The organism is Kitasatospora sp. NPDC024654, from assembly GCF_055559155.1.
On record NZ_JBVHLF010000033.1, the window covers coordinates 62,996 to 88,245 of the forward strand.

Here is a 25,250-nt window from a genome sequence, read left to right on the forward strand (position 1 = left end):
CCAGAGAGACCACCGAGCTCCCCACCAACGACGATCTCGACCTTTTTCGGGGTGCGGCCATGGTGGCGGAACCCGTCTGCCTTTCAGAGGAGGGGGGGGTGGTGGTGGCCCCCCCCCCCCACCCCCCCGGCCAACGATCGGCTCCAGCATTCCCCATGCATTAAGGATTCTGATGGCATCCGGAACTGACCAGGCCACGCCGGTCCTAGAGGTCGCCGGGGTGTCGCGCTCCTTCCGCGCCCGGCACGGTACCGTCCAGGCGCTCAAGGGTGTGGACCTGACGGTCGGATCGGGTGAACTCGTCGGCCTGCTGGGCCTGAACGGCGCGGGCAAGAGCACCCTGTTGAAGATCATCTCGACGCTGCTGCTGCCCACCGGCGGCACCGTCCGCGTCTGCGGCCACGACGTGGCCCGCCACCCCCGGGAGGTACAGCGCAAGCTCTCCCTGGTGCTCGGCGGCGAGCGCGGCCTCTACCTTCGCCTGTCGGCCCGCGACAACCTGCGCTTCTTCGCGACCCTCACCGGCCTGAAGGGCCCCGACCTCGGGCGCCGCTGCGAGCGGGCGGTGGAGTTCGTCGGCCTCGGCCCCGCCGCGGACCGCCCGGTCGAGACGTACTCCAAGGGCATGCGCCAGCGTCTGCACCTGGCCATCGGCATGGTCACCCGCCCCGAACTGCTGCTGCTCGACGAGCCGACGGTCGGGCTGGACCCGGCCGAGGCGGAGAACATCCGCACCGCGGTCTCCAGGATGCGCGACCAGGGCACCACCATCCTGCTCACCAGTCACTACCTCAATGACATCGAGCAACTGGCCGAGCGCGTCGTCGTCCTGCACGACGGACGCGTCCTGCACGACCTGCCGCTGCCCCGCCTGCTGGAGCGCGCCAAGGCCGCCGCCGTGGTCACCCTCACCGGCCGCGGCACCGCGCCACCGCACCCGCCGGCCGCGCTGGACGGCCTCGCCTCCGTCGGTGCGCTCCAACAGCACGCCACCAGCTGGTCGTTGGAGCTGCACGTGCGCGCCTGGACCCCCGAGTCGCTGCGCCACCTCGCCGACCTCTGGCCGGACCAGCAGCTCACCGACGTCCGGGTCGCGCCTTCCGGCCTGCAGCAGGTCTTCAAGGAACTCGCCGACGACGTGAAGAGCGCCGCGTGAACCACCTCGCGCCCGCGCCCTGGTGGCGGGTGGCCGCGGCTGCCTTCCGCCTCCAGTTCCGCGGTATCTCCTGGCTCAGCGTGCTGGTCGGCGCGGCCATCCAGCCCGCCACCTACGTCACCATCACGCTGGCCGCCAACCACCAGGGCGGGCTGGACCCCGACGCGGTGGTGCTCGGCAGCGCCGTGCTCTCCGCCTGGACAGCCACCCTGTGGCACGCCGGCATGGTGCTGCGCCGCGAGCTGTGGGCCGGCACACTGCCCGCCATCTGCTCACGACCGGGCGGTCTCGGCCCGACGCTGACCGGCAAGACGGTCGCCTCGGCCACCCTGTCGGTCGCCGTCATCATGCTCTCGGTGAGCCTCTCCGCCGCGCTCAGCGGCCACCCGCTGACCGTCGCCCGGCCCGTGCAGTTCGCCGCCGCGCTGGCGCTCGGCTTCGCGGCCACCCTCCCACTGGGCCTGCTGGTCGCCTGCCTCTTCCTGCTGACCCGGGCCGCCCTGCGGGTGGCGGAGGCGCTGATCTACCCCGTCTTCATCGTCGGCGGCCTGATCATCCCGCTCGCCGCGCTGCCGGGTTGGGCTCGTCCGGTGTCCGGCGGCCTGAGCCTGCACTGGCTGAGCGTACTGCTCACCGACGCGGCGGCCGGCCGCCCGGCCGGACTGCTGCCCTGGTGCGCGCTGCCGGTCACCGGACTGCTCTACGCTCTCGCGGCCCGGATCGCCTTCGGCCGTGTCCTGCACCGTGCCCGCAAGGAGGGCAGCCTTGAGATCTTCTGACCTCCTCCCCGCGCTGGCCAGAGCCGGCCGCCTCGGCGCCCGTGAGTACCTGGTCGAGTACCCGTCCAGGATCCTGCTCGGCGCGGTGCTGCCGCGCGCCCTGCTGCAGGTCGTCTTCCTCACCATGCTGGGGCGCGCCGTCGGGGGAGCGGACGGCGCGCTCGCCGCGGGCCTGGGCGCCTCCGCCTTCAACATCGTGTCGGCGACCGTGATCAAGGCACCCGACGTGCTGATCAACGAGCGGGTCCAGGGCACCCTGTACCGGCTGCGGATGACCGAACTCCCGCTGGCGGCCCTGGTCGCCGCCCGCTGGGTGGTCTACGCGGCCGAGGGGCTGACCACCGCCCTGCTCGCGGTGCCCGTCGTCGCGCTGCTCACCGGCCGCACCGAGCCGCTGACCGACCTGCCCACCACCCTGCCGCTCTACCTGCTGATGGCGCTCACCAGCAGCGGCTTCGGTCTGGCCCTCGCCGTGGTGGCGGTGGGCCGCCGTGCCGACGTGTTCCTGACCAACTTCGGCTCCTACCTGGTGCTGGCCTTCAGCGGCGTACTGGCCGCCCTGCCCACCGGCGGCCCGCGGGCCCTGGCGGGCGCGGTGCTGCCGATCACCCACGGCATCGCCGCGCTGCGCGCCGTCCAGCACGGTGCCGGCGCCGGTCAGGTGCTGCGGCTCGCGGCGACGGAGGCCCTGGTCGGACTCGGCTGGGCGCTGGCCGCCGTGCTGGGCCTGCGGATCCAGGCCTACCGCCTGCGCCGCTCCGGCAACGACTTCCTGATCTGAGAAGGGTCCCCGATGACCGCGTCCCTCGGCCGGGACTCCTTCGCGCCACTGGACGCGCAGCAGACTCTGCACCTGTTCGACGCGCTCACCTGGTTCCCCACCGACCGGGCCGACGTGTGGCGGCGGGCGGCCGACCACGTCGGCGCCCACGCCACCCACGCGCCCCGGCCGGCGCCACGGGACTGCCGCGCGGTGGCCGCCCGGGTGCTGGCCGGGGCCGCCCCGGACGCCACCGCGCTCTACCGCGCGAAGTACGAGGTGATGACCGCGCTCTACCCGGACGACTGGTTCACCTTCATGAACCTCGGGTACTGCGACGACCCGCCCGCGCCCGACCGGCCGTCCGGGTACGGCGACCCGGTGTGGCAGTTCGCCGCCCGGCACTACGAGTTGACGGCTGGTCAGATCGACCTCGCGGGCGCCGACGTGCTCGACGTCGGCGCTGGCCGGGGTGGCGGCACGGCGCTCATCGCCCGTACGCACCAGCCGCGTTCGATCCTCGGCCTGGACCACGCGCGTGCCGGCACCGCGTTCTGCCGGCGCGTGCACCGGGCGCCGGGCCTGGCCTTCCAGTGCGCCGACGCCGAGCGCCTGCCGTTCCCCGACCGGAGCTGCGACGCCGTCCTGACCGTCGAGACGGTGCACTGCCTGGCGGACGCCGACCGCTTCCTCCGTGAGGTGGCCCGGGTCCTGCGCCCCGGCGGGCACCTGCTCCTCGCGGACGAGTGGCCGGCCGTGGACCGGCCGCTGTCACGGGTGGCGGCGGCCGGCCTGCGGGTGGTCGCGTACCTCGACATCACCGAGGGCGTCGTCCGCGCCCTGGACCGTCTGCCCGAACGCGCCGACGAGCTGGTGTCGCGGCTGCCGGAGGGCCCGGAGCGGGGGGTCTACCGCCGCTTCTTCCACCAGCGGCTCTGTCGCGACTCTGGCCGGAATTTGCGCAGCGGACGCTTCGGCTATCTGCGGCTGCACGCGGTCAAGGAGGGCTGACCGCCGCCCACCGCCGCCCTACCCGATCGGGATGAGGATGGTCCGGACCATCCCTCCGTAGGCTGAAACCTGCCTTGACAGGTGATGTCAACTGCTAGTCTTCATGCAGAGTCAAGGAGGTGTGGTCATGGTAGATCTTCAGGGCCTCGGGTCCCGTATCCGGCAACTGCGCCGAGCGGCCGGGATGTCGCAGGCAGACCTGGCGGGAGGCGATCTGTCGTCCAGCTACGTCTCCCTGCTCGAAGCCGGCAAGCGCAATCCGTCCAGCGCCGTGCTGGAACAGCTGGCCGAACGGCTGTCCTGCGATCCGGCGAATCTGCTGAGTTTCGTCGAGCGCGCCCAGACCGGCGACCTCGAAGTGGAACTGCATTACGCGGAGATGACGCTCCGCACCGGCGACGCCGCCGGCGCGCTGCGGGCGTACCAGGAACTGCAGGGCAAGGCCGCCGCGTCGGGGGAGCAGGAGATCGCGGAGGCCGCCGAACTGGGCGTGGCCAAGGCGCTGGAGCACAGCGGCCAGCTCGAGGAGGCCGTGGTGCGCTACGAGGCGCTGCGGACGGCGGCCCGGCAGGCGAACAGCCGCAGCTCCCAGCTCGCCGTGGTCGTGGCGCTCTGTCGCTGCTACCGCGAACTGGGCGACCTCTCGTACGCCATCGACCTGGCCGAGACCACGCTGGCCCAGGTGCAGGACCTCAATCTGGCGCCCACCGTGGTCGGCATGGAGCTGGTCTCCACCCTGGTCGGGCTGCACTACGAGCGCGGCGACCTGCACCGCGCGGCCTACCTCGCCTCCGTCGGCATCGAGCAGGCCAAGGAGGTGAGCGACCCGAGGGCGCTCGGCGCCGTCTACTGGAACGCCAGCGTGGCCGCGCACAGCAACGGCCGTTCCGGTGACGCGCTGATGCTGATCCGGCGGGCGCTGGCGATCTACTCCGAGGGCGACAACCACCGGGCGCTGGCCCGGCTGCGCAACGCCTACGCGGCGGTGCTGCTGCAGACCGACGCGCCGGACGTGGACACGGCGAAGGGGCTGCTGCAGCAGAGCGCCGACGTGCTGGCCAGCCAGGGCAGCAGCGTCGACATCGCCTACTGCGAGACGGCGATGGCCCGCGCCGAACTGCTCTCGGGCCACCCGGAGGCCGCGATCGGCCACGCCCGCCGCGCGCTGGACCTGCTGGGCCCCAAGCACCGGCTGGAGACGGCTCGGACACTGCTGGTGCTGGCCGCCGCCCACCTGGAGCAGGGTGACGAGGAGGCGGCCCGGCTCGCCTACGAGCGCGGCGCACTGACCCTGGAGGCTTCCGAGGCGGGGCGCCAGGCGGCTTTCGCCTGGGCGGAGCTGGCAGAGGTGCTGGAGCGCTCGGGCCAGGAGGAACGCGCGGTGTGGGCGTATCGCCAGGGCATGCGCTGCATGGGTCGGCGCGGGAGTCTGGTCGGCGGTGTCGCGAAGTCGGTGCCCGGCCTCTCCTGACCCTGACCGGCGTGACGTCGGACGCGATGGGCGGCTCCTGCTGACGGGGCCGCCCATCTGCGCATCGGGGCCCCCGACCCGTGCGCGGTACTGACGTGGCCGCCCGTCAGCAACAGAGCGGGACGTCTCGGACCGGCGGCGACGCGAACGCGGTCACGGTGTGCGCGCCCCGGCCGTTGTCGAGCCGTGCGGTTCCGCTGTGCACGGGGGCCAGGGTCAGCGCGGCGGCGACGAGCAGAAAGACGGACGTCGTTATGAGCTTCTGAATCATAAAAGGGCCCCGATCGCGGATCTGAGAATCATTCGACTGCAACTTCACTCGGAATAATGACAACTGTGACTCCGATTGTCAATGATCTCCAAGCTGGGCGATTCGTCCCATGGTGCCCGGCCTGTCCGATTTGGGTCGTCACGGAAAAGCTGTGACTCGTCACAGGGGTCCTGTTAAGATTCGAGTATTGGGCAGTCAATAATCGAGTCATGAGTGATGTGAATGATTGCGCACACGGCTGAGCCGGCTCAGCTGTTCGTCGAGTCCCTGACCAGCGCCGGGTACCGGTGGCGTCACCCGCGCAGCCTGCACACCGACGACGGGCTGCTGTCCGGAGCCCTGCGCCGCGAGGGCGGTTCCGTCGCGCTGCAGTGGGGCGTCCACACGGGTCGGTTGGGGGCGCTGCCCGAGGCCGTGCCGCTGACCGCCCGGCGGACGGTCAACGCGGCCTGGGTCGGCCCGCGCGCACCCCAGGACGTCCTGGGCGACATGTTCGAGGCGCTGCGAGCCTGCGGCCTGGGCCCGGACGTGGTGGTCTGCCGGCTGGCGGACCAGACCCGGGCGGGCGACCCGGTCCGGGCCGCGCTGGCCCGCCTGGGCATCCCGCAGACCGGGGAAGGCCTGGAGATCGAGGTACCGCCCGGCACGCCCCGCCGGATGCGCGGGACGCACGGCGTCCTGCTGTCGCTGGACTGCCAGCTCGGCCCGGCCTGCTCGGCGGCCTGCGCGCCCGGCTGCCTCTGCGGCCGGTACCTCCACCTGGGCGACGGCCGGTTCACCGGACCGGCGCGGGCGGCCGGCCCGCCGGTCTTCGAGTTCCTGGCCGCCGAGGACGCGGTCTCCTGCGGCTCCGCCCGACTGCGTGACCCCTTCGACCTGCCGCCCTTGCGCGGCCTGCTGGAGTCGGTCGGTGCCCGGCTGCCCGAACTCCTCGCCCTGCCCGCGCCCGGGCAGGCCCTGCGCCTGGTCGTCGACCACACCCGCGCGGTGGCGCTGCTGCTGGCCACGGGCTCCGTCCCCGGCCCGCGCGGTCCGGCTCACACCACCCGGCGGCTGCTGCGCCGGGCGGCCGGCACCGTGGTGCTGGCCGGCGCGCCCGCCGCCGGGATGGCCGACCTGGTGGCGCTGGCGGGCAGTGCCCACGGCTTCCCCGCCCTCTCGGTGGCCGCCCGCTACCTGGTGGAGCGCGAGACCGCCGCCTTCGACCGCGCGGTGGCGGCGGGCCATCGGCACTTCCTGCGCTGCCTGGCCCGACACCCGACGCCCGACGAGCTGGCGGCCGAGCTGGCCCGGCTGCGCTCGGAGCGCGGTGTGCCGCTCGCCCTCACCCTCAACTGGTGCCGGCAGCAGGGGATTTCCGTCCCCCTGCCGCTGATCGCCGAGGCCGACCTGCGGGATGCGTGAACCCCGGAAGAACCGACGTGCGGGGCTGTTCCCAGGGCGCCGCGCTCGCCGATCCGAAAGGACCTGTCAAGCCTGAGTTCCACCCGAAGCGTGATCACCTGATCGTCGAGCCGATCGAGAACGGCTCCGGGCAGGGGGACGCGGAGACGCGCACCGGCGAGGTGATGGCGGTGGGTGCGGATGCCGATACATCATCCGTGCAGCTCATGCGGCATTTCGTGCTCGTGGAGTGCGTCGCCGGGTCGGTCTCGTCGGCGAAGCTCCAGGCGTCTGATCCGTGCTGGTTCGTCGATCGGTCGGGGGAGTGGGTGGAGCGGTGCGGCTTGTCCGAGGGCTCGGTGTGGCCGGTGCTCGTTGTCGTGGGTCTCGAAATCGTTGAGCGCGTGGAGGAGGGTGGTGCTGGTTCCAGATGGTGGTGCGGTCCAGGAGTTCGTGCCGACAGGTCTGTATCCAGCGCTCCATGAGGGAGTCCATCCGCGGCATCCGGATGCCGGTGGTGACGACCGTTAGGCCGGCTTAGGCCATTGGGACGTCGAAGGCGGCGCTGAACTTCGCAAAACGACCTGATGGCGCGGGGCCAGGATCTCCACGTCCTTGCCGCGGTCGCTCATCGGCGGCAAACGCGGCACCGCGAACACGTTGGTCACGCCCGGGTACGCCGGTCTCAGCAGCACGATCCATCAGCCTGACACGCTCATCCGACACCCGTGGCGATTCACGAGGACACGCAGGTCACAAGCCCTGGATGAGGTTCTCGGCAGGGGCACGGCCGGCCGGACCCGTCAGGTGGGCGTTCGCGATGCCGTGCCCGACGCGGCCGACGTGGCCGGGAGGGCGGGCGGCGCCTCGGCCAGGGTGACGCTGGCGCGTTCGAGCAGCGGTCCGGTCATCAGCGTGGTGACCAGGGCCATGACCACCATCGCGCTGAACATCCGGGTGTCGATCACGCCGAGGCGGTGGCCCACGTTCAGGATGACCAGCTCGGTGAGACCCCGCGCGTTGAGCAGTATGCCGAGGATGGTCGCCTCGCGCCGGGTCGAGCCGGCGAGCCGGGCGGCGAGGGCCGCGCCGACGAACTTGCCCGCGCAGGCCGTCACCAGCACCGCGGCCACGATGACCACGCCGCGCGAACCGAGGCCGGTGAGGTCGACGGCGAGACCGGTCACCGTGAAGAAGGCCGGCAGCAGCAGGAGCCCCGCCTGTTCGATGCGATCCGGAACCTCGGGCGCGACCACGTCGATGCGGTCGCGGGGCACCGCCGCACCGAACATGAACGCGCCGAAGATGGAGTCCAGCCCGATCCGGTCGGTGACCCAGGCGGCGAGCAGCGCGCCGGTGACGAGCGCGGCGTGGATCCACGGCCCGTCAAGGGGCCGACCGCGCTCCGGCGCGAGCAGCCAGCCGAGGCCGGGGCGGACGACACCGGCGAGCACCAGGACGACGAGGGCCGAGTTCAGCGCCAGCAGCCCGATCGACCAGGGGCTCCGGGCCTGAACCACGGCCATCACCACGGCCAGCGCGCACCAGGCGAGGAAGTCCTGCAAGGCGGCGCAGGCCAGCGACAGGCTGCCGAGCGGGTCGCGGTGCATCCGCCGCTCGGCGATGATCCGGGCGAGGACGGGGAAGGCCGTGATCGACATCGCCGCGCCCAGGAACAGCGCCGGGCCCAGCCGGCTGTCCGTGGTCAACTGCGCGGTGTCGAACCAGGGGTAGAGCAGCAGCGCCAGGCCGAGGCCGAGCGCGAACGGCAGCGCCACCGAGCTGAGCGACACCGCCGTCACCCGGTGCCCGGCCCCGCGCAGGTGGCCCAGGTCGAACCGGTAGCCGACGGTGAACATGAAGAAGACCAGACCGAGTTGGGACAGCAGTTGCAGGTACGGCTGGACCTCGGGCGGGAACAAGGCGGCCGTCAGGTGCCCCGGCAGCAGCCCGAGCAGGCTGGGGCCGAGCGCAACTCCGCCGACGATCTCTCCCATGACGGCCGGCTGGCGCAGCCGAACGGCGATGCGTCCGCAGACGAAGGCGGTGCCGAGGACGGCGGCGAGGGCGACGAGCACCCCGCCCGTGGCCGCAGCCTCGTTCGGTGCCGCGATCGCCATTCTTGATTCGTAGGGGAGTTCGGTCAGTGCAGGCATGACGCTCGGCTCTTTCGCTGGGCGCGCCGGAGCGCGTGTCGGCCAGTCTGGTATCGGGGGGAGGGGGTGCTGGTCATCGCTCGGTCGTGGCGAGGAGATCGGTGCGCAGCCGGACGGGGGCGGTGCCGAAGGCGAGCCGCCGCAGTATCGCGCCGTACAGCGGGGTCCTGGACATCAGAGCGGCCGCCCGCGGGCGGAGCGTCGAGGAGAACCGGCCAGTGGAGAGCATCATCCGGCTCTGGACCTGCTGGATCCGGGTGATCCGCTCCGCCTCGGGTCGACGCTGCGCCGCGTACCTGCGCAGATGGGCCGTGCTCGCGTCGCCACCGCGGACCGCGTCGACCAGGATGGGGTGGGCCGCCACGGCGTCCCGGATGGCCAGGTTGATGCCCTGGGCGCCGATGGGACTGTGGGTGTGGGCGCTGTCGCCGATCAGCAGCAGGCCGTCGCGCACCCACTCCTCGGCGCTGCCGGAGAAGACGTCGAGCAGGGACAGGTCGCCGAAGCCGGTGATCTCCGCCCGGATCCGCTCGGCGTACTCCGGTGCGGCACGGCAGAGTTTCTCGACGATGTGGCCGATGCCGAGGTCGGCCAGCGGGCGGAAGCCGCCGTGCGGGAGCGTCCAGCCGAGCTGGAGCGCGTCGGGCACCGAGCGGTAGCTCAGCACCGGGTTGCCGCCGGCCCGGAACACCCGGACATCGTAGGGGTGTTGGGCCCCAGTGGGTTGGGGTGGCGCGGTGAGCCGGAACCACAGCACGTCCTGGCTGAACAGTTCCTGGCGCTGGTAGCCGATCCCGGCGAGCGCGCGGACCTTGGAGAACCGGCCGTCCGCCGCGACCACGCACCGTGCGCGCACCACAGGCGCGGCGGTGCCGGCCGGCCCGCTCGTGACCACCCCGCGGACGGCGCCGCCCTCCTCCACCAACGCGGTGGCCTTCACGCCCGACAGATGGCGGAACCCGTCGTGGCGTTCGCAAGCGGTCAGCAACTCGGTCAGCAGGTGCCGCTGTGGCAGGCTCAGCAGACAGTTGTACGGCCCGGGCAGCCTCCGGTAGTCGCCGTCGATCAGGATTCGCCCGTGCTCCTCCAGCAGGAACCGGTGGTGCGCGACCGCGCCGCGCTCTCGGGCCGGGCCGAGCACGCCCAGCTCGTCCAGCAGTGCCTGGCCGCCGGGTTGGAGGATCTCGCCGCGGTACGTCCGGTCCAGTGAGCGGCTGCGCTCCAGCACGGTGACCCGGACGCCGGAGCGGACCAGCAGCAGGGCGAGGGTCAGTCCGGCCGGGCCTCCGCCGACCACGCAGATGTCGGTGTCTATGTCCATGCGGCCAGACGCTATGCAGTGCGCCTCAACGCCGGTTCGTGTCGCCTCCCCCGCGCGTGGTGGACGGCGGCTCGAAGCCGCCACGAACCCCGGCCAGGACGATCTGATCCGGCGCAAGTGCCGGATGTGCACGACGGACAGGAGGTCATCGGGCATGGCGGAGACGGACAGGGGGAGCAGTGGTGTCAGCTGACGACGGGCGGCGGCGCGTGGTGGTGACCGGGATCGGTGTGGTGGCTCCCGGCGAGGTGGGCACCAAGGCGTTCTGGGAGCTGCTGACCGCGGGCCGGACCGCGACCCGGACGATTTCGACCTTCGACGCGTCACCGTTCCGGTCCCGGGTCGCCGCCGAGTGCGACTTCAACGCGGTGGCAAGTGGACTGACGCAGCGTCAGTTGAGGAAGTGGGATCGCACCACTCAGTTCGCAGTGGTCGCGGCGCGGGAGGCGCTGGAGGACTCGGGGGTGTCGGGTGTCAACGACCCCCTCCGCACCGGGGTGATGGCCGGCACGGCGTGTGGGATGACGATCAGCCTGGACCGCGAGTTCGCGGTAGTGAGCGACGAGGGCCGAAACCGCCTGGTGGACGACGCCCACGGCGTGCCGTATCTCTACGACTACTTCGTGCCATCCTCGATGGCGACCGAACTGGCCTGGCTGGTGGAGGCGGAGGGCCCGGTGGGCGTGGTCTCGACCGGGTGCACCTCCGGGATCGACGTGGTCGCCCATGCCTGTGACCAGATCCTGGACGGCGCGGTCGACGTGATGTTGGCAGGCGCCTCGGATGCCGCGATCTCCCCGATCACGGTGGCCTGCTTCGACGCGATCAAGGCGACCACGCCGCGCAACGACGAGCCGGAGAGCGCCTCCCGTCCGTTCGACCTGACCCGCAACGGCTTCGCCCTCGGCGAGGGCGCGGCGATGTTCGTCCTGGAGGAGCGGGAGCACGCCCGCCGGCGTGGCGCACACGTCTACGCCGAGGTCACCGGCTACGCCGGGCGGTGCAACTCCTACAGCATGACCGGGCTGCGGCTGGACGGGAACGAGATGGCCGAGGCGATCCGGGTCGCGCTCGACCGGAGCCGGATGAACCCGGAGGACATCGCGTACGTCAACGCGCACGGCTCGGCCACCAAGCAGAACGACCGGCACGAGACCGCGGCGTTCAAGAAGAGTCTGGGCGACCACGCCTACCGGGTGCCGGTCAGCTCGATCAAGTCGATGATCGGGCACTCGCTGGGCGCTGTGTGCGCGCTGGAGTTCGCCGCCAGCGCGCTGGCGATCGAGCACTCGGTGGTGCCGCCGACGGCCAACCTGCACACGCCCGACCCCGAGTGCGATCTGGACTACGTGCCGCTGGTGGCCCGGCAGCAGCCGGTGCCCACGGTACTCAGCGTGGCCAGCGGCTTCGGCGGTTTCCAGAGCGCGATCGTGCTGGCCGAGCCCGAGTGGGGCCGCGCATGACCAGCGTGGTGGTGACCGGGATCGGGCTGGTGGCTCCGAACGGCTGGGGCGTGGCGGAGTACTGGGAGGCCACGCTGGCCGGCCGCTCGGGCCTGGGCCCGCTGACCCGCTTCGACTCCGACGGGTACCGGGCGCACGTGGCCGGGGAGGTGAACTTCACGCCGGAAGACCATCTGCCGGGCCGACTGCTGCCGCAGACCGACCACATGACCAGGCTGGCCCTGGTGGCCGCGGAGGAGGCGCTGGCCGACGCCGGGGCGGACCCGGCGACGATGCCGGACTTCGCCGCCGGGGTGGTTACGGCGGCCTCGGCGGGTGGCTTCGAGTTCGGCCAGCGGGAGCTGCAGGCACTGTGGAGCAAGGGGCCGGCGTACGTCAGCGCGTACCAGTCCTTCGCCTGGTTCTACCCGGTCAACACCGGGCAGATCTCGATCCGGCACGGCATGCGCGGCCCCGGTTCGGCACTGGTCGCCGAGCAGGCGGGCGGTCTGGACGCGCTGGCCAAGGCACGCCGGCACGTTCGGGAGGGCACCGCGCTGATGCTGGCCGGTGCGGTGGACGGCTCGCTCTGTCCGTGGTCGTGGCTCTGCCTCACCCGTAGCGGCACCATGAGCCCGGAACGGGATCCGCGCCGGGCCTTTCTGCCGTTCGACGCCGACGCCAGTGGCGGGGTGCCGGGGGAGGGCGGCGCGCTGCTCGTCCTGGAGGCGCCCGACCGGGCGGCGGAACGCGGGCAGCGCCGTCACTACGGGGAGATCGCGGGCTACTCGGCCACCTTCGACCCGCGCCCCGGATCCGGCCGTCCGCCCGGGCTGCGCCGGGCGATCGAGGGCGCGCTCGCCGACGCCGGGCTCGGCCCGTCCGACATCGACGTGGTCTTCGCCGACGCGAGCGGTGTGGCCGAGCAGGACCGGGCGGAGGCCGAGGTACTGAGTGCGGTGTTCGGGCCGCGCGGGGTGCCGGTGACGGCGCCCAAGACGATGACCGGCCGGCTGTTGGCCGGCGGCGCCCCGCTGGACGTGGCGGCCGCGCTGCTGGCCATCCGGGACTCGGTGATCCCGCCGTCCGTCCATATCGGGCGGCCCGCGTACGGGGAGCTCGACCTCGTGCGGGACCGGCCGCGCCCGGCCCAGCTGACCAGCGCGCTGGTCCTCGCCCGCGGCCGCGGCGGGTTCAACAGCGCGCTGGTGCTGACGAGTTGCTGACGGGTCAGACACACGTGACCACACGACCGAGATAAGGAAACGCCATGGCAGAGTTCACCCTTGACGACCTGATCACCGTGCTCCGGGAGGCCGCGGGCGCCGACGAGGGCGTCGACTTCGACGACATCCTGGACGTGCCCTTCGAGGACCTGGGCTACGACTCGCTGGCCCTGTTCAACACCGTCAACACCATCGAACGGGAGCGGGGGATCGCGCTGCCGGACGAGACAGTGGCCAAGGCCACCACTCCGCGCATGCTCCTGGACGCGGTCAACCTCCGCCTGATCCAGGCGGGTTGAGCATGTGCGGAATCGTGGGGGCGGTCGACTTCGACGCCCCGCCCGAGCAACGCCGGGAACTGCTCCAGGCGATGACGGACACCATGGCCTGCCGCGGGCCGGACGCCGAGGGGCTCTGGTTCGGCTCCTGGGCGGCGTTCGGCCACCGGCGGCTGGCGGTGATCGACCCGGAGCACGGACGGCAACCGATGACCGCGAGCCACCAGGGCCGCGGCGCGACGATCACCTTCGCCGGGGAGATCTACAACTTCCGTGAACTGCGCGCCGAACTCACCACGCTCGGCCACGAGTTCCGGACCGCCTGCGACACCGAGGTGGTCCTGCGCGGATACCTCCAGTGGGGCACCGCGCTGATGGAGCGGTTGAACGGGATGTACGCCTTCGGCATCTGGGACGAGCAGGCCGAGGAGCTGCTACTGGTCCGCGACCGGATGGGCGTCAAGCCGCTCTACTACCACCCCACCCGTGCGGGCGTGCGGTTCGGGTCGGAGCCCAAGGCCGTTCTGGCCGACCGTTCCCTGCCGCGCCGGGTTGGTGCGGAGGGGCTGTGCGAGGTGCTGGACATGGTGAGGACGCCGGAGGCGGCCGTCTTCGCCGGGCTGCGTGAGGTCCGCCCCGGCCAGCTGGTCCGGGTCGGGCGCGGCGGGGTGCGCCGACACACCTACTGGCGGCTGGAGGCCCGCGAGCACACCGACGACCTGCCGACGACCATCACCACCGTCCGCGAGCTGCTCGCCGACACCGTCGAGCGCCAGCTGGTGTCGGATGTGCCGCTCGGCACGCTGCTCTCCGGTGGCCTGGACTCCTCGGCGGTGACCGCGCTGGCCGCCCGCTCCGGGCCGGTGCGCTCCTTCTCGGTGGATTTCCGGGGGGCGGCGGACGGCTTCGCCGCGGACGCGGTCCGGCAGACGTCTGACGCTCCGTTCGTCCGTGACCTCGCCCGGCACGTGGGCACGGACCATCACGAGGTGCTGCTGGACAGCCCGGAGCTGACCGACCCAGCGGTGCGGGCCGCGGTCCTGCGGGCCACCGACCTGCCGCCCGCGTACTGGGGCGACATGTGGCCCTCGCTGTACCTGTTCTTCCGTGCGGTGCGGCAGCGGGTGACGGTGGCGCTGTCCGGCGAGGCCGCGGACGAACTGTTCGGCGGCTACCGGTGGTTCCGCAATCCGCTGGCCCTGCGGGCCGCCACCTTCCCGTGGCTCACCTCCGGTTCGGCGCGCTACTTCGGCGGCCGGTCGCTGTTCCAGCAGGGCCTGCTGGACAAGCTCGACCTGGACGGCTACCGGGCCGCCCGGTATGCCGAGGCGCTCACCGAGGTCCCGGTGCTGCCGGGAGAGCCGGACACCGAGCGCCGGATGCGCGAGATCGGCTACCTCAACCTGACCCGGTTCGTGCAGACGCTGCTCGACCGCAAGGATCGGATGAGCATGGCGGTCGGACTGGAGGTGCGAGTCCCGTTCTGCGACCACCGGCTGGTGGAGTACGTCTTCAACGTGCCGTGGACGATGAAGAGCTTCGACGGACGGGAGAAGAGCCTGCTGCGCGCGGCCGTTGCCGACCTGCTGCCGCGCTCGGTGGTCGAGCGGGTGAAGACGCCGTACCCGGCCACCCAGGACCCGGGGTACGAGAGCGTGCTGCGCGCCGGACTCGCCCGGCTGCTGCGCGACCCGGACGCCCCGGTGCTGCCGCTGCTGGACCTCGACCGGGCGCGGTCCGTGGCCGACCGCCCGATCGGCGCGGTGAGCCGGCCCTACGACCGGGGCAGCCTGGAGCTGGTGCTCTGGCTCAACTCCTGGCTCGCCGAGTACGAGGTCACACTGGATCTGTGACCGTGTTCGTCGAGGTGGCGTCCCCGTCACCGGTCAACGACGGGGGCAACTCGTCGGTCAGCACTGTCCGAAGGTCACGCAGCACTCGCAGCGTGGCCTTCAGGTCGTTTGGGTTCAGATCGCCGGCGAGGTGCTCCAGCCAGCGGCGCTCGGCCGGCTCGATCCGGGCGAGCGCCTCGCGGCCCCTGGCGGTGAGGCTGACCAGCGGGGCCCGCCGGTCGGCCGGATTGGGTCCGGTGCTGACCAGGCCCTCCTCGACCAGCTTGACCACGGTCTGCTGGACGGCCTGCCGTCGCAGCCCGCGCTCGCGCGCGAGGTGTGCGGCGCTCTGCGGGCCGTCATGCAGCAGGCCGAGGACCTGCCACCGTGCGGAGGTGAGCCCGAATCGGGCGGACAGCGCGTCGCCCGCGCGGAGCAGGGCGCCGTTGACGGCGAACAGTTCGGTGGTGATGTCACTCAATGTATCGGCCGCAGGGGAGAGGTCGGTCATGCGGGCAGCCTAACCTCAGCCTCGTCGACATTTCGACAAGAACTTGTCATTCGCCTTCGGTGGTCACTATCCTCAACTCGACAAGATCTTGTCGAAATGGTGAGTCGCACCCGCTCCTGCGGTGTACGACCCGACGCGGTCGGCCGGGACACCCGGCTGATCGGACCCGCTTGGAGAACACAGGAATGGCAAACGCCGCCTCGCAGACCGACGAGGCCGTCGCGGACCCCGCCGGCGGCCCCGTCGGCTTCACCCACCGTCAGATCATCACGGCTCTCTCCGGGCTGCTGCTGGCAGTCCTGCTCGCCGCGCTCGACCAGACCATCGTCTCCACCTTGCTGCGCACGATCGGTGACCAGCTGCACGGGCAGACCGCCCAGGCCTGGGTCATCACCGGCTACCTGGTCAGCTCCACGATCGCGATGCCGTTCTACGGCAAGCTGTCCGACATCTACGGTCGCAAGCCGCTCTACCTGGCGGCGGTGGTGGTCTTCGTCATCGGTTCGGCCGCCTGTGTGCTGGCGAACTCGATGGAGACCCTGGCCGTCGCCCGCGTGGTCCAGGGCTTCGGCGGCGCGGGCCTGATGTCGCTGCCCACGGCCGTCATCGCCGACCTCGCCCCGGTGCGCGAGCGCGGTCGGTACTTCTCCTACCTGATGATGGCCTGGGTCGCGGCCAGTGTGCTCGGCCCGCTGGCCGGCGGCCTGTTCGCCAGCGCGGGGGAGATCCTCGGGGTGGCCGGCTGGCGCTGGGCGTTCCTGGTCAACGTGCCGCTCGGGCTGGCGGCGCTGCTCAGCGTGCGAAAGGCGCTCAACCTGCCGCACCAGCGGGTGGACCACCCGATCGACTACCGGGGTGCCCTCGCTCTGGCGCTCTGCCTGGTGCCGCTGCTGATCGTCGCCGAGGAGGGCCTTGACTGGGGCTGGGGCTCGGCGCGTTCGCTGACCCTGTACGGTGTCGCGCTGCTCGGCCTGGTGCTGTTCGTGTTGGCCGAGCGGGCCCGGGGGCTGGAAGCGATGGTGCCGCTGCGGCTGTTCAAGCGGGGCGGGATCACGCTGGCTACCGCGGTCAACTTCACCATCGGTGTCGGCATCTTCGGCACGGTCTCCACCCTGCCGCTCTACCTCCAGTTGGTGCAGGGCCGCAGCGCCACCGTGGCCGGCCTGGTGATCATCCCGCTGATGACCGGCGCGATCGTCTCCCAGATGGTCTGCGCGAAGATCATCAAGAAGACGAACCGGTTCAAGAAACCCGCGATCGTCGGCCTCGGGTCGATGGCCGGCGCGCTTCTGGTGCTCGCCACCACCGGCTCGGACACCCCGCTCTGGGGGGTGGTGCTGCTCTCGGCCTGGCTGGGCCTCGGCATCGGCCTCTCCCAGACCGTCATCACCCTGGCCATCCAGAGTGCCGCGCCCAAGTCCGAGTTGGGCGTGGCCAACGCGGCCTCCGGCCTGTTCCGGCAGCTCGGCGGCACGACGGGAGCCGCGGTGTTCATGTCGGTGCTGTTCAGCGTCGCGGCCGGCCGGTTCGGCGGGGCGTCGGCAGGCGAGGAGGCCGTCCGCCGGGCTCTCTCCGACCCGGACGCCAGCGGCGCGCTGGCGGCGCCGGCCATGGAGGCCTTCGAGGCCGGGTTCCGCACCATGTTCCTGGTCGGAGGCCTGATCCTGGCAGTCGGCTTCCTGCTCACCTTCCTGCTGCGGGAGCTGCGCGAGGAGGAGTGACCGCGCGCACACCCGCATCCCTGGACCCGCGTACCCCCGGCCTGCCCCCGTGCCGGGGGTACGCGTCTTTGCTGCGACGGCCGCTCGAAGGTGCCCGACGAGCATGGGAGAAGAGGAAGTTGACGTGCTGAGAGTGGAGGACCGATGTCCCCGATACCCCTGCCGCTGGACCTGGCCGCCGACCTGGTCGACGGCCCGACCTTCCAGTCGATCATGGGCGCGCTGCCCACCGGCGTCACCGTGGTGACCACCCTCGGACCGGACGGGGAACCGTACGGGCTGACCTGCTCTGCGGCGTGCAGTGTCTCCAAGACCCCGCCGCTGCTGCTGGTGTGCATCCAGCGGGGGAGCCGGGTGCTGCGGGCCCTGCTGGAGCGCGGCGAGTTCGTCGTCAACGTGCTCCGTGGCGGTGGCGAGTCCACCTCCGCGCTGTTCGCCTCGCCCCGGGACGACCGCTTCCGCGGCGTCCCCTGGGAGCCAGGCCGCCACGGCGGTCTGCCGGTGATGCCGACGGACGTCGTCGCGCACGCCGAGTGCCGGGTTGCCGCCGCGGTGGACGTCGGCGATCACACCGTCGTGATCGGCGCGGTGGCGGCCGGCGGCACCCGGCCCGAGGTGCCCAGCCCGCTGATGTACTGGCGCCGCTCCTACGCCCGCTGGCCGGTCGAGGAGGACCCGCAGGTCGACGCACTGACCCTGGCGGCCGAGGGCTGAGCCGCACCTCCAGCCCCTACCGAGGGCCGCCCGCACACCGAGGGCCGCGCCCGGGGAACAGTTCCTCGGGCGCGGCCCTCGCCGCTGGTAGGCGGTTACGACCTCCGCATCGCCGCCTTGACCTCCTCGGCGTTGGCGGCCAACAGTTCACGGATCTCGGGGCGCGGGTGGTCGGTGGCCCACTCCGCGATCCGGACCATCTTCTCCGTCGTCGGGTTGATGTGGTGGGTGCCGGGGTCGTTGAAGCCCAGCGCGGGCAGCATCCAGTCCGACTCCCGCACCAGCCGCTCCGCCGCGGTGGCAGCCGCCTCGGCCGTCATCCGCTTCTCGTCCACCGCCTCGCACAGCGCGGTGAGCTCGTCGAAGGCCTCCTTGTAGAAGTCCAGCGGGCACCACAGGCCCGGGTACGGGTTGTTGTCCAGAGCCTGGCAGTGGGAGTCGTCGCCGGTCTCCTTGGTCTTGGTCAGCGCGTTGAGGATGCGCTTGCCGCCGATCACGCTGGCCGAGGCCCAGATCCGGAACACCGAGTTCCACAGCGGGTAGTGCGAGAACGAGACGAAGGAGTTGTTGACCAGCTTGTCGTTCCAGTCCAGCAGGCCCTGTTCGAGCTTCTCCACGTAGGAGAACCGCTCCGGCGAGAAGTCGTCCTCGCGCAGGGCCGCCATCAGCCGCCAGGACAGCGCGTTGATGATCTCGCAGGTGTTGGACAGCCCGCGGGAGAACAGCGGGTCGACGAAGCCGGCCGCGTGCGACATCAGGCACCACCGGTCGCCGACCGTCCGGGTCGAGGAGTACTGCATCCGGTCCGTCCGGACCCACTCGCGCACACTGCGGGCACCCTTCAACTGCCTTCGCACCGCGGGGAAGCGGTCCACGTGGGACCAGAACTCCTCCTCGGCGGTGAGGTCCGGCCGCGCCGGGTACGTCCGAGGGTCGAGCTGGATGCCCACGCTGCACAGCGGGTTGGTGGCCCCCGGGTGGTTGTTGAACGGGATGATCCACATCCAGCCGCGTTCGAAGATGTGGTGCATCGTGCCGTCGTTCCAGGGCACCGGCGGACGCAGCTCGGCGGGAGTGTCCACGTGGTCGTCGATCGCCTCCACCCCGACCATGTGGGTGAAGATGGACCGGGCGTGGTGCTTGAGCCGGCTGGGCTCCTCCCGCAGCCCCAAGGTCCGGGCCAGCGGCGAGCGGAAGCCGCTGGCGTCGACCAGGTAGCGGGCACGGATCTGGCTGCCGTCCGCGCCGGCCACCGTGACCCCGTCGTCGTCGAAGTCGATGCGCTCCACCCGGTAGTACTGCCGCGCGTCGCAGCCGTAGCGCACGGCGGCGTGGAACATGTACGCGTCGGTGTCCTGCCGGAAGAAGTGGGCCGCGTTGCCCACGATCGCGGGGATGCGGAACTGGCTGGTCTGGTGCGGGTCCGGCTCCTGGCTGTCCTGGTGGAACATGAAGCCGAAGTTGCTCTTCTGCCCGTGCGAGCTGCTGACGTTGGCCAGCACGTCCTGGAAGCTCGCCAGGTTGGCGATCTCCGGCACGCCGTACCGGTCCGAGATCAGCCGCAGCACCACCAGGGTCTGCCCGATGGTCGACTCCCCGACGGCGAACCTGGGGTGGTGCGCACCGTCGAGCAGCATGACCCGGAACCCGTGCTTGGCCAGGATCGAGCCGAGCATCGTGCCCGACAGGCCGCTCCCGATGATGACGACGTCGTACGGCTGCCCCGCGCGCTCTGCCGAGTGCTCAGTCACGCCGTTCTCCTTCCGAATCCGGTCCGGTCAGGCGGACTTGATGCCGATGGCGAGGTGGTCCCTGGTGATGGTGTCGGTGGCGACCACCCGGTCGACCGCGAAGCCGGCCTCCGCCAGGTAGTCGCGGGCCTGCTGGAGCGAGTAGGCCGAGCTGTCGTCCCGGATCATGGTGTGGTTGATCCGCTGCAGCAGGACCTCGGGGTCCCGCTCGTCCGGGTCGATCATCGCGTCGTACAGCACCACCGCCCCGCCCGGGCGCACCGCCTTGTGGGCACGCCGCAGCAGTTCCTTGCGGTCGGCGACCGGCCAGTCCGGCAGCACGTGGCCGAAGATCAGCACGTCGGCCTCCGGCAGATCGGTGGCGAAGAAGTCGCCGCCGTGGAAGGCGACCCGCTCGGCCGTCCCGGCCGCCGCCACCAGCTCGTCGAAGAGCGGGCGCAGTGCCGGCAGGTCGAAGACCGCGCCGCGAAGGTGCGGGTGGGCGGTGGCGATCCGGGAGGCGACGTTGCCGCGCCCGCCACCGACGTCCACGAAGGAGGCGTACCGGCTCCAGTCGAGCTCGCGGGCCAACTCGTCGGCGGTGAAGCCGTTGTGCGCGTCCATGTGCAGCATGATCTGGCGGGCGCGGTCGAGGTCCTCGTACTGCTTGGGGTAGGCCAGCGTGCCCTGCGCGGCGACGGCCGACTTGGCCTTGCCGTCGCGCAGCGCCTCGGTCAGCTGGGCCCAGGCGTGGTAGTGCAGCCGGGCGTGCTGGCGGGCGGTGCCGCCCAGGTAGGTCGGACCGGTCGGGAGCAGGAACTCCCGGGCGAGCTCGGCGGCGCGGTACTTCCCGTCCCGCACCTCCAGCAGGTCGAGGCCGGCCAGCGCGTCCAGGAAGTCCTTGAACATCCTGTGCTGGACGCCCAGTTCGGCCCGGATCTGGTCGACGTCGGCGGCACGGTCGGCCAGCAGCTCGAACAGGCCGAGCTCGACCGCGCTCTGCAGCGCCTTCGCTTGAAAGTAGGCGGTGTTGAGCGCGACGATCCGGCGGGCGCGGGCAGCGGGGCTGCCGGTGGCTGAGGTCATTCCTCTTCCCCTCTTGGCGAGTTGGGCGTGGTCTTCAGATCGGCGGCGGCGCGTCTCGGACGTGGCCGCCTCAGGTGTGTCCGTCTCGGGCCGGGGCGCCGAACCAGGCGGTCGCGGCGCGGTGCAGCTCCTCCTGGCGGGCCGGGTGACCGGCCCACGCCACGTAGCCGTCCGGGCGGATCAGGACGGCGGTGCCCGGCTCCACCCCGGCGGCCTCGGCAGCCAAGGTGTCCACCCGGTCCGCCCAGGCGACCAGCGGTGAGACGGGCGGGGCAGGCTCGGGGAGCAGCAACAGGCCGCGGGCGCGGGTGAAGCAGTCGCTGATTCGCCGGGGGCCGTCGGCGGTGAGCAGCTCGGCGTCCGGCATCCGCCGGCCGGTCAGCGGGTGGTCGCCCGTGCCTGCCCCGTACGCGACGTCGAAGCCGGAGAGCATGCCGGCGATGTGGTGGTTGGTGTCCGGTAGTGCCATCAGTTCCCGGAAGGTCTGGCGCAGCGCGTCGTAGCGCGGGTCCGGGTCGATCAGAACGGCCTGGGTGCGGGTGTTGCGCACCACGCCGTCGGCGACCGGGCGCCGTTCGCTCTGGTAGCTGTCCAGCAGCTCCTCGGTGCCCCAGCCGCGTACCACCGCGGCCAGTTTCCAGCCGAGGTTGACCGCGTCCTGGATACCGAGGTTGAGCCCCTGACCGCCGGCCGGCAGGTGGATGTGCGCCGCGTCGCCGGCCAGCAGCACTCGCCCACGCCGGTAGGACTCGGCCAGCCGGGAGACGTCGGTGAGTCGGGAGAGCCAGGTGACGTCGTGCATCCCGTGGTCGCCGCCGGTGTGCTCGACCAGCGCCGCGCGCATCTCCTCCTCGGTGACTGGCGCGTTGCGGTCCGCGAAGGGCTCGCCGAACCAGGCGACGGTGGCCCGGTAGACGCCCGGCTGGTGCTGGAAAGCGCCGAACCAGGACCGACGTTCCGGGTTGACCAGGCCCACCGGGCGCATCGGCCCGAGCCCCTCACCGCGCGGCAGTTCGCCCCGGAAGCGCATGTCCCCGATGAGCGCGTACATGTGCGGGTCCTGGCCGGTGAAGCCGATCCCGGCGTGTTTGCGGACGGCGCTGCCGCCGCCGTCGCAGCCGACCAGGTAGCGTGCCCGCAGCGGTTCGGCCTCGGTCTCGACGGTCACCCCCTCCTCGTCCTGGGTGAAGCCGGTGACGGCCACGCCTCGGACGATCCGCACGCCCAGCTCGCCGGCCCGTTCGGCGAGCAACTCCTCGGTGCGCAGCTGCGGCACCAGCAGCACGTACGGATGGCGGGTGTCGAACTCCTCGAACCGCATCGGCACGCCCAGGCTGGCGAAGTTGCCGCCCTTGAGCACGCCCGCTCCCTCCTGGAAGCGGTCGAGCAGCCCGCGCAGTTCGAGCAGCTCCACAGTGCGGCCCTGCATGCCCATGGCCTTGGAGTGCTGCTCCGGTTCCCTGCCGCGCTCCACCACCACCACGCGGGCCCCGCCCAGTGCCAGTTCACAGGCGAGCATCAGGCCGGTCGGGCCCGCTCCCGCCACCACCACATCGCAGTCCAACGCGACCTCCGGTCTCGGTCCGGTACGACGGGCTCACCGTCTCAGCCGGGCTTCGAGCCGGTTTGGTGCCCGCTGGCGCCGCGCCCGTGCACCAAACCGGCTCGAAGCGGGCTGCCTAGCGTCAGCGGGGACCCCGACCCGTAGACAGAGGACCAGTCATGCCATTCACCGCGAACGAGGCCGTCTACCTGGAGGCGCAGTCGCTCGCCCGCCTGGCCACCGTGGACGGCCGCGGACAGCCGCACGTCGTCCCGCTGGGTTTCCACTACAACGCCGAGCTCGGCACCATCGATGTGACCGGGCGCGGCATGGCCCGCAGCCTCAAGTACCGCCACGTCCAAGGGCACCCGCAGGTCGCCCTGGTGGTCGACGACGTGGTGGACGCGGCGAGCTGGGTCGTCCGGGGCATCGAGATCCGGGGCCGCGCGACGGCGCTGCCCGGCGGCGGCAAGGAGATCCTGCCGCATGTCGACGACGAGTTCATCCGGATCACCCCGGAGCGGATCGTCTCCTGGGGCATCGACTCCGACTGCCAGGCGGCGCCGCTGGCCCGCAACGTCGCGGACGGGGTGCGGGCGTGATCGAGCGACTGCCGAAGTTCCCTTGGGACGTCCTGTTCCCGTACCGCAAGCGCGCGGCCGCCCATCCCGACGGGCTGGTCAACCTCGCGCTGGGCGACCCGGTCGACCCCACGCCGCCGGTCGTCCGCGCGGCCCTCGCCGCCGCGGCCGATGCACCCGGCTATCCGTCCACCGAGGGCACGCCCGCGCTCCGGGAGGCCGCCGCGGGCTGGCTGCTGCGCCGCGAGGGCGTGACCGTCGAGCCGGACGCGGTGATCCCGGCGGTCGGCACCAAGGAGCTGATCGCCTGGCTGCCCGCCATGCTGGGCCTCGGCCCCGGCGACATCGTCCTCGTTCCCGAACTCGCCTTCCCGACCTACGAGGTGAGCGCCCGGCTGGCCGGCGCCCGGCTGGTTCGGACGGCCTCGCCGCTGACCTACGACGGCCCCGCCCCCCGGGTGCTCTGGTTGAACTCCCCGTCCAACCCGGAGGGCCGGGTGCTCGGCACCGACGAGCTGCGCTCGATCGTCGCCTGGGCACGGGAGCGCGGGACCCTGGTGGTGAACGACGAGTGCTACCTGGACCATGTTTGGGAGGGTGAGACCCGCTCGGTGCTGCACCCCGAGGTCAGCGGCAGCAGCCACGAGGGCGTCCTCGCCGTGCACTCGCTGTCCAAGCGCTCGAACCTGGCCGGCTACCGGGCCGGCTTCGCAGCGGGGGACCCGGCGGTGATCGCCACCCTGCTGGAGGTGCGCAAGCACGCCGGCCACGTCGTGCCCACTCCGGTGCAGGCCGCGATGGTGGCGGCGCTCGGCGACGACTCCCACCTGGCGGGCCAGCGCGAGAACTACGCTCGGCGGCGGGTGGTTCTGCGGGAGGCACTGGAGGACAGCGGCTTCCGGATCGACCACTCGGCGGGCTCGCTCTTCCTCTGGGCCACCCGGGACGAGCCGTGCTGGGCGACCGTGGGCGCTCTGGCCGAGCTCGGCATCCTGGTGGCGCCCGGTGAGTTCTACGGCGAGGCGGGTGCGCGGCACGTCCGGGTGGCCGTCACCGAGACGGACGAGCGGGTGGAGCAGGCGGTGAAACGGCTCGCCGCGGCCCGGTAGCCCGGTTCTCGTCTGCCTTCGCCCCGCCGGTTCCGGGAACCGGCGGGGCGAACTGCTGTCCGGCGAGGATGGCGAAGTGCCGCTCTCCCCGGAGGAGTCCGGGGAGAGCGGCACCAGGTGGCGGTAGGTCAGACGCCCTTGGCCGGCACCACGCTCTCGACCAGGTGCAGGTAGGAGTTGACCGGCTCGACCTCGGCCGAGGTCAAGCCGGCCGCCTCGACCAGCGAGAGCAGCCCGGCCGTTGTGTGCTTGCGGCCACCGACGTTGAGCAGCAGCAACAGATCCATCGCGGTGGTGAACTTCAGCTCCGGGCTGCCGTCCACCAGGTTCTCGACCACGATGACCCGGCTGCCCGGCGCGGCCGCCCGCACGACGTTGCGCAGGGTCAGGACGGTGCTCTCGTCGTCCCACTCCAGGATGTTCTTCAGCAGGTACACGTCGGCCGCGACCGGGATCTCCCGCCGGCAGTCGCCGGCCAGGAGCGTCGCGCGGTCGGCGAGCGCGCCGCCCGGCCGCAGCCGTGGGTCGGCCCCGGCCACCACGTCGGGCAGGTCCAGCAGGGTGCCGCGCAGCGCGGGGTTGCGCTCCAGCAGAGTGGCCAGGACGTGCCCCTGACCGCCCGCGATGTCCACCACCGTGCCGACCCCGCGCAGGTCCAGCCGGTCGGCCAGCGCGAGGGCGGAGAGCCGGCTCGACTGGGTCATCGCCCGGTCGAAGACCGCCGCCGACTCCGGCGCGTGCTCGTGTAGGTGGTCGAAGAAGTCCATCCCGTGCAGCTCGGGGAAGACCGCCTTGCCGGTGCGGACCGCCTCGTCGAGGTGCCCCCACAGCTCCCAGGTCCACGGCTCGGTGCCCCAGAGCACCATGTCCTTGAGGCTGCGCGGGGTGTCCTCCCGCAGCAGCCGTGAGGTGTCGCTGTGCACGTACCGGCCGTCCGGCCGCTCGATGAACACGCCGTAGCAGGTCAGCGCGCGCAGCAGCCGCTGCAGGGTGTCCGGGTCCGCGTTCAGCGCCCGGGCCAGCTCGGCCGCGGTGGCGGGCTCCTCGCCGAGCGCGTCGGCCAGACCCAGCCGCGGGGGGGGGGGGGGGGGGGGGGGGGGGGGGGGGGGGGGGGGGGGGTGGGGGGGGGGGGGGGGGGGGGGGGGGGGGGGGGGGGGGGGGGGGGGGGG

General features: G+C 72.1%; 21 protein-coding genes and 1 pseudogene. 14 read left to right on the plus strand and 8 right to left on the minus strand.

Features of this window, described 5'->3' with window-relative positions; all coding sequences use genetic code 11:
• Window positions 1-172: 172 nt before the first annotated feature.
• From ACZ38L_RS20610 to ACZ38L_RS20635, 6 genes are all read left to right on the plus strand, one after another.
• Window positions 173-1,156, plus strand: coding sequence for an ABC transporter ATP-binding protein (locus ACZ38L_RS20610; RefSeq protein ID WP_465695359.1), 984 nt, complete (start codon window positions 173-175; stop codon window positions 1,154-1,156).
• Window positions 1,153-1,935, plus strand: a complete 783-nt coding sequence (locus ACZ38L_RS20615; RefSeq protein ID WP_396568127.1) for an ABC transporter permease — start codon at window positions 1,153-1,155, stop codon at window positions 1,933-1,935. Before ACZ38L_RS20610 ends, ACZ38L_RS20615 begins: the two co-directional genes overlap by 4 nt.
• Window positions 1,922-2,716, plus strand: coding sequence for an ABC transporter permease (locus tag ACZ38L_RS20620; RefSeq protein ID WP_465695364.1), 795 nt, complete (start codon window positions 1,922-1,924; stop codon window positions 2,714-2,716). Before ACZ38L_RS20615 ends, ACZ38L_RS20620 begins: the two co-directional genes overlap by 14 nt.
• A 12-nt stretch (window positions 2,717-2,728) precedes the next feature.
• Window positions 2,729-3,706, plus strand: a complete 978-nt coding sequence (locus tag ACZ38L_RS20625) for a class I SAM-dependent methyltransferase (protein WP_465695366.1) — start codon at window positions 2,729-2,731, stop codon at window positions 3,704-3,706.
• 127 nt (window positions 3,707-3,833) lie between these two features.
• Window positions 3,834-5,177, plus strand: coding sequence for a helix-turn-helix domain-containing protein (locus ACZ38L_RS20630; protein ID WP_465695368.1), 1,344 nt, complete (start codon window positions 3,834-3,836; stop codon window positions 5,175-5,177).
• A gap of 493 nt (window positions 5,178-5,670) precedes the next feature.
• The gene (locus ACZ38L_RS20635) at window positions 5,671-6,852 is read left to right on the plus strand and encodes an alanine--tRNA ligase-related protein (RefSeq protein WP_465695371.1); all 1,182 of its coding nucleotides are present in this window, start codon (window positions 5,671-5,673) and stop codon (window positions 6,850-6,852) included.
• A gap of 191 nt (window positions 6,853-7,043) precedes the next feature.
• Here ACZ38L_RS20635 and ACZ38L_RS20640 read toward each other — a convergent pair.
• From ACZ38L_RS20640 to ACZ38L_RS20650, 3 genes and pseudogenes are all read right to left on the minus strand, one after another.
• Window positions 7,044-7,413 (minus strand): annotated as a pseudogene (locus tag ACZ38L_RS20640) (integrase core domain-containing protein); the annotation flags it as partial.
• Window positions 7,414-7,634: 221 nt separating this feature from the next.
• Window positions 7,635-8,987, minus strand: coding sequence for a cation:proton antiporter (locus tag ACZ38L_RS20645; RefSeq protein ID WP_465695373.1), 1,353 nt, complete (start codon window positions 8,985-8,987; stop codon window positions 7,635-7,637).
• Between the two features lie 73 nt (window positions 8,988-9,060).
• Entirely contained in the window at window positions 9,061-10,308 is a 1,248-nt protein-coding gene (locus ACZ38L_RS20650) for an FAD-dependent monooxygenase (protein WP_465695375.1), read from the minus strand.
• Between the two features lie 182 nt (window positions 10,309-10,490).
• Here ACZ38L_RS20650 and ACZ38L_RS20655 point away from each other — a divergent pair, with 182 nt between their 5' ends.
• The 4 genes from ACZ38L_RS20655 to asnB are packed head-to-tail and all read left to right on the plus strand — an operon-like array spanning window position 10,491 to window position 15,107.
• On the plus strand, window positions 10,491-11,771 hold the full coding sequence (locus ACZ38L_RS20655) for a beta-ketoacyl-[acyl-carrier-protein] synthase family protein (RefSeq protein WP_465695378.1): 1,281 nt from the start codon (window positions 10,491-10,493) through the stop codon (window positions 11,769-11,771).
• Window positions 11,768-12,976: a ketosynthase chain-length factor gene (locus ACZ38L_RS20660; RefSeq protein WP_465695380.1), complete on the plus strand. Its 1,209-nt coding sequence runs from the start codon at window positions 11,768-11,770 to the stop codon at window positions 12,974-12,976. Before ACZ38L_RS20655 ends, ACZ38L_RS20660 begins: the two co-directional genes overlap by 4 nt.
• A gap of 44 nt (window positions 12,977-13,020) precedes the next feature.
• Window positions 13,021-13,275, plus strand: a complete 255-nt coding sequence (locus ACZ38L_RS20665) for an acyl carrier protein (RefSeq protein WP_465695383.1) — start codon at window positions 13,021-13,023, stop codon at window positions 13,273-13,275.
• Window positions 13,276-13,277: 2 nt separating this feature from the next.
• On the plus strand, window positions 13,278-15,107 hold the full coding sequence (gene asnB, locus ACZ38L_RS20670) for an asparagine synthase (glutamine-hydrolyzing) (RefSeq protein WP_465695385.1): 1,830 nt from the start codon (window positions 13,278-13,280) through the stop codon (window positions 15,105-15,107).
• On the opposite strand, the gene ACZ38L_RS20675 is transcribed toward asnB, so the two are convergent.
• Entirely contained in the window at window positions 15,091-15,597 is a 507-nt protein-coding gene (locus ACZ38L_RS20675) for a MarR family winged helix-turn-helix transcriptional regulator (protein ID WP_465695388.1), read from the minus strand. The genes asnB and ACZ38L_RS20675 overlap by 17 nt on opposite strands.
• 185 nt (window positions 15,598-15,782) lie before the next feature.
• Between ACZ38L_RS20675 and ACZ38L_RS20680 the strand changes: the two genes are divergently transcribed.
• Together ACZ38L_RS20680 and ctcQ are read left to right on the plus strand one after the other, a co-directional pair.
• Window positions 15,783-17,318: an MDR family MFS transporter gene (locus ACZ38L_RS20680; protein ID WP_465695390.1), complete on the plus strand. Its 1,536-nt coding sequence runs from the start codon at window positions 15,783-15,785 to the stop codon at window positions 17,316-17,318.
• A gap of 144 nt (window positions 17,319-17,462) precedes the next feature.
• Entirely contained in the window at window positions 17,463-18,032 is a 570-nt protein-coding gene (gene ctcQ / locus ACZ38L_RS20685) for a flavin reductase CtcQ (protein WP_465695392.1), read from the plus strand.
• A gap of 95 nt (window positions 18,033-18,127) precedes the next feature.
• Here ctcQ and ACZ38L_RS20690 read toward each other — a convergent pair whose 3' ends face one another.
• The 3 genes from ACZ38L_RS20690 to ACZ38L_RS20700 all read right to left on the minus strand — a co-directional run bounded on the left by ACZ38L_RS20690 (window position 18,128) and on the right by ACZ38L_RS20700 (window position 22,412).
• The gene (locus ACZ38L_RS20690; protein ID WP_465695395.1) at window positions 18,128-19,783 is read right to left on the minus strand and encodes an NAD(P)/FAD-dependent oxidoreductase; all 1,656 of its coding nucleotides are present in this window, start codon (window positions 19,781-19,783) and stop codon (window positions 18,128-18,130) included.
• 27 nt (window positions 19,784-19,810) lie between these two features.
• Entirely contained in the window at window positions 19,811-20,848 is a 1,038-nt protein-coding gene (locus tag ACZ38L_RS20695; RefSeq protein WP_465695399.1) for a methyltransferase, read from the minus strand.
• Window positions 20,849-20,918: 70 nt separating this feature from the next.
• Window positions 20,919-22,412 (minus strand): FAD-dependent monooxygenase, encoded by a 1,494-nt coding sequence (locus tag ACZ38L_RS20700; RefSeq protein WP_465695403.1) that lies wholly within the window; start codon window positions 22,410-22,412, stop codon window positions 20,919-20,921.
• 158 nt (window positions 22,413-22,570) lie between these two features.
• Here ACZ38L_RS20700 and ACZ38L_RS20705 point away from each other — a divergent pair, with 158 nt between their 5' ends.
• Complete coding sequence (locus ACZ38L_RS20705) at window positions 22,571-22,993, plus strand: PPOX class F420-dependent oxidoreductase (RefSeq protein WP_465695405.1); 423 nt, start codon at window positions 22,571-22,573, stop codon at window positions 22,991-22,993.
• Window positions 22,990-24,081: a succinyldiaminopimelate transaminase gene (gene dapC / locus ACZ38L_RS20710; protein WP_465695408.1), complete on the plus strand. Its 1,092-nt coding sequence runs from the start codon at window positions 22,990-22,992 to the stop codon at window positions 24,079-24,081. The genes ACZ38L_RS20705 and dapC overlap by 4 nt, the downstream gene beginning before the upstream one ends.
• Before the next feature lie 128 nt (window positions 24,082-24,209).
• Here dapC and ACZ38L_RS20715 read toward each other — a convergent pair whose 3' ends face one another.
• Entirely contained in the window at window positions 24,210-25,151 is a 942-nt protein-coding gene (locus tag ACZ38L_RS20715) for a methyltransferase (RefSeq protein ID WP_465695428.1), read from the minus strand.
• Between the last annotated feature and the right edge of the window lie 99 nt (window positions 25,152-25,250).

Bases quoted from the DNA above. Each gene is read 5' to 3' on its own strand.
- ACZ38L_RS20610 (WP_465695359.1), top strand. From the start codon at position 173: ATGGCATCCGGAACTGACCAGGCCACGCCGGTCCTAGAGGTCGCCGGG.
- ACZ38L_RS20625 (WP_465695366.1), top strand. From the start codon at position 2,729: ATGACCGCGTCCCTCGGCCGGGACTCCTTCGCGCCACTGGACGCGCAG.
- ACZ38L_RS20630 (WP_465695368.1), top strand. From the start codon at position 3,834: ATGGTAGATCTTCAGGGCCTCGGGTCCCGTATCCGGCAACTGCGCCGA.
- ACZ38L_RS20635 (WP_465695371.1), top strand. From the start codon at position 5,671: ATGATTGCGCACACGGCTGAGCCGGCTCAGCTGTTCGTCGAGTCCCTG.
- ACZ38L_RS20645 (WP_465695373.1), bottom strand. From the start codon at position 8,987: ATGCCTGCACTGACCGAACTCCCCTACGAATCAAGAATGGCGATCGCG.
- ACZ38L_RS20650 (WP_465695375.1), bottom strand. From the start codon at position 10,308: ATGGACATAGACACCGACATCTGCGTGGTCGGCGGAGGCCCGGCCGGA.
- ACZ38L_RS20660 (WP_465695380.1), top strand. From the start codon at position 11,768: ATGACCAGCGTGGTGGTGACCGGGATCGGGCTGGTGGCTCCGAACGGC.
- ACZ38L_RS20665 (WP_465695383.1), top strand. From the start codon at position 13,021: ATGGCAGAGTTCACCCTTGACGACCTGATCACCGTGCTCCGGGAGGCC.
- asnB (WP_465695385.1), top strand. From the start codon at position 13,278: ATGTGCGGAATCGTGGGGGCGGTCGACTTCGACGCCCCGCCCGAGCAA.
- ACZ38L_RS20675 (WP_465695388.1), bottom strand. From the start codon at position 15,597: ATGACCGACCTCTCCCCTGCGGCCGATACATTGAGTGACATCACCACC.
- ACZ38L_RS20680 (WP_465695390.1), top strand. From the start codon at position 15,783: ATGGCAAACGCCGCCTCGCAGACCGACGAGGCCGTCGCGGACCCCGCC.
- ctcQ (WP_465695392.1), top strand. From the start codon at position 17,463: ATGTCCCCGATACCCCTGCCGCTGGACCTGGCCGCCGACCTGGTCGAC.
- ACZ38L_RS20695 (WP_465695399.1), bottom strand. From the start codon at position 20,848: ATGACCTCAGCCACCGGCAGCCCCGCTGCCCGCGCCCGCCGGATCGTC.
- ACZ38L_RS20705 (WP_465695405.1), top strand. From the start codon at position 22,571: ATGCCATTCACCGCGAACGAGGCCGTCTACCTGGAGGCGCAGTCGCTC.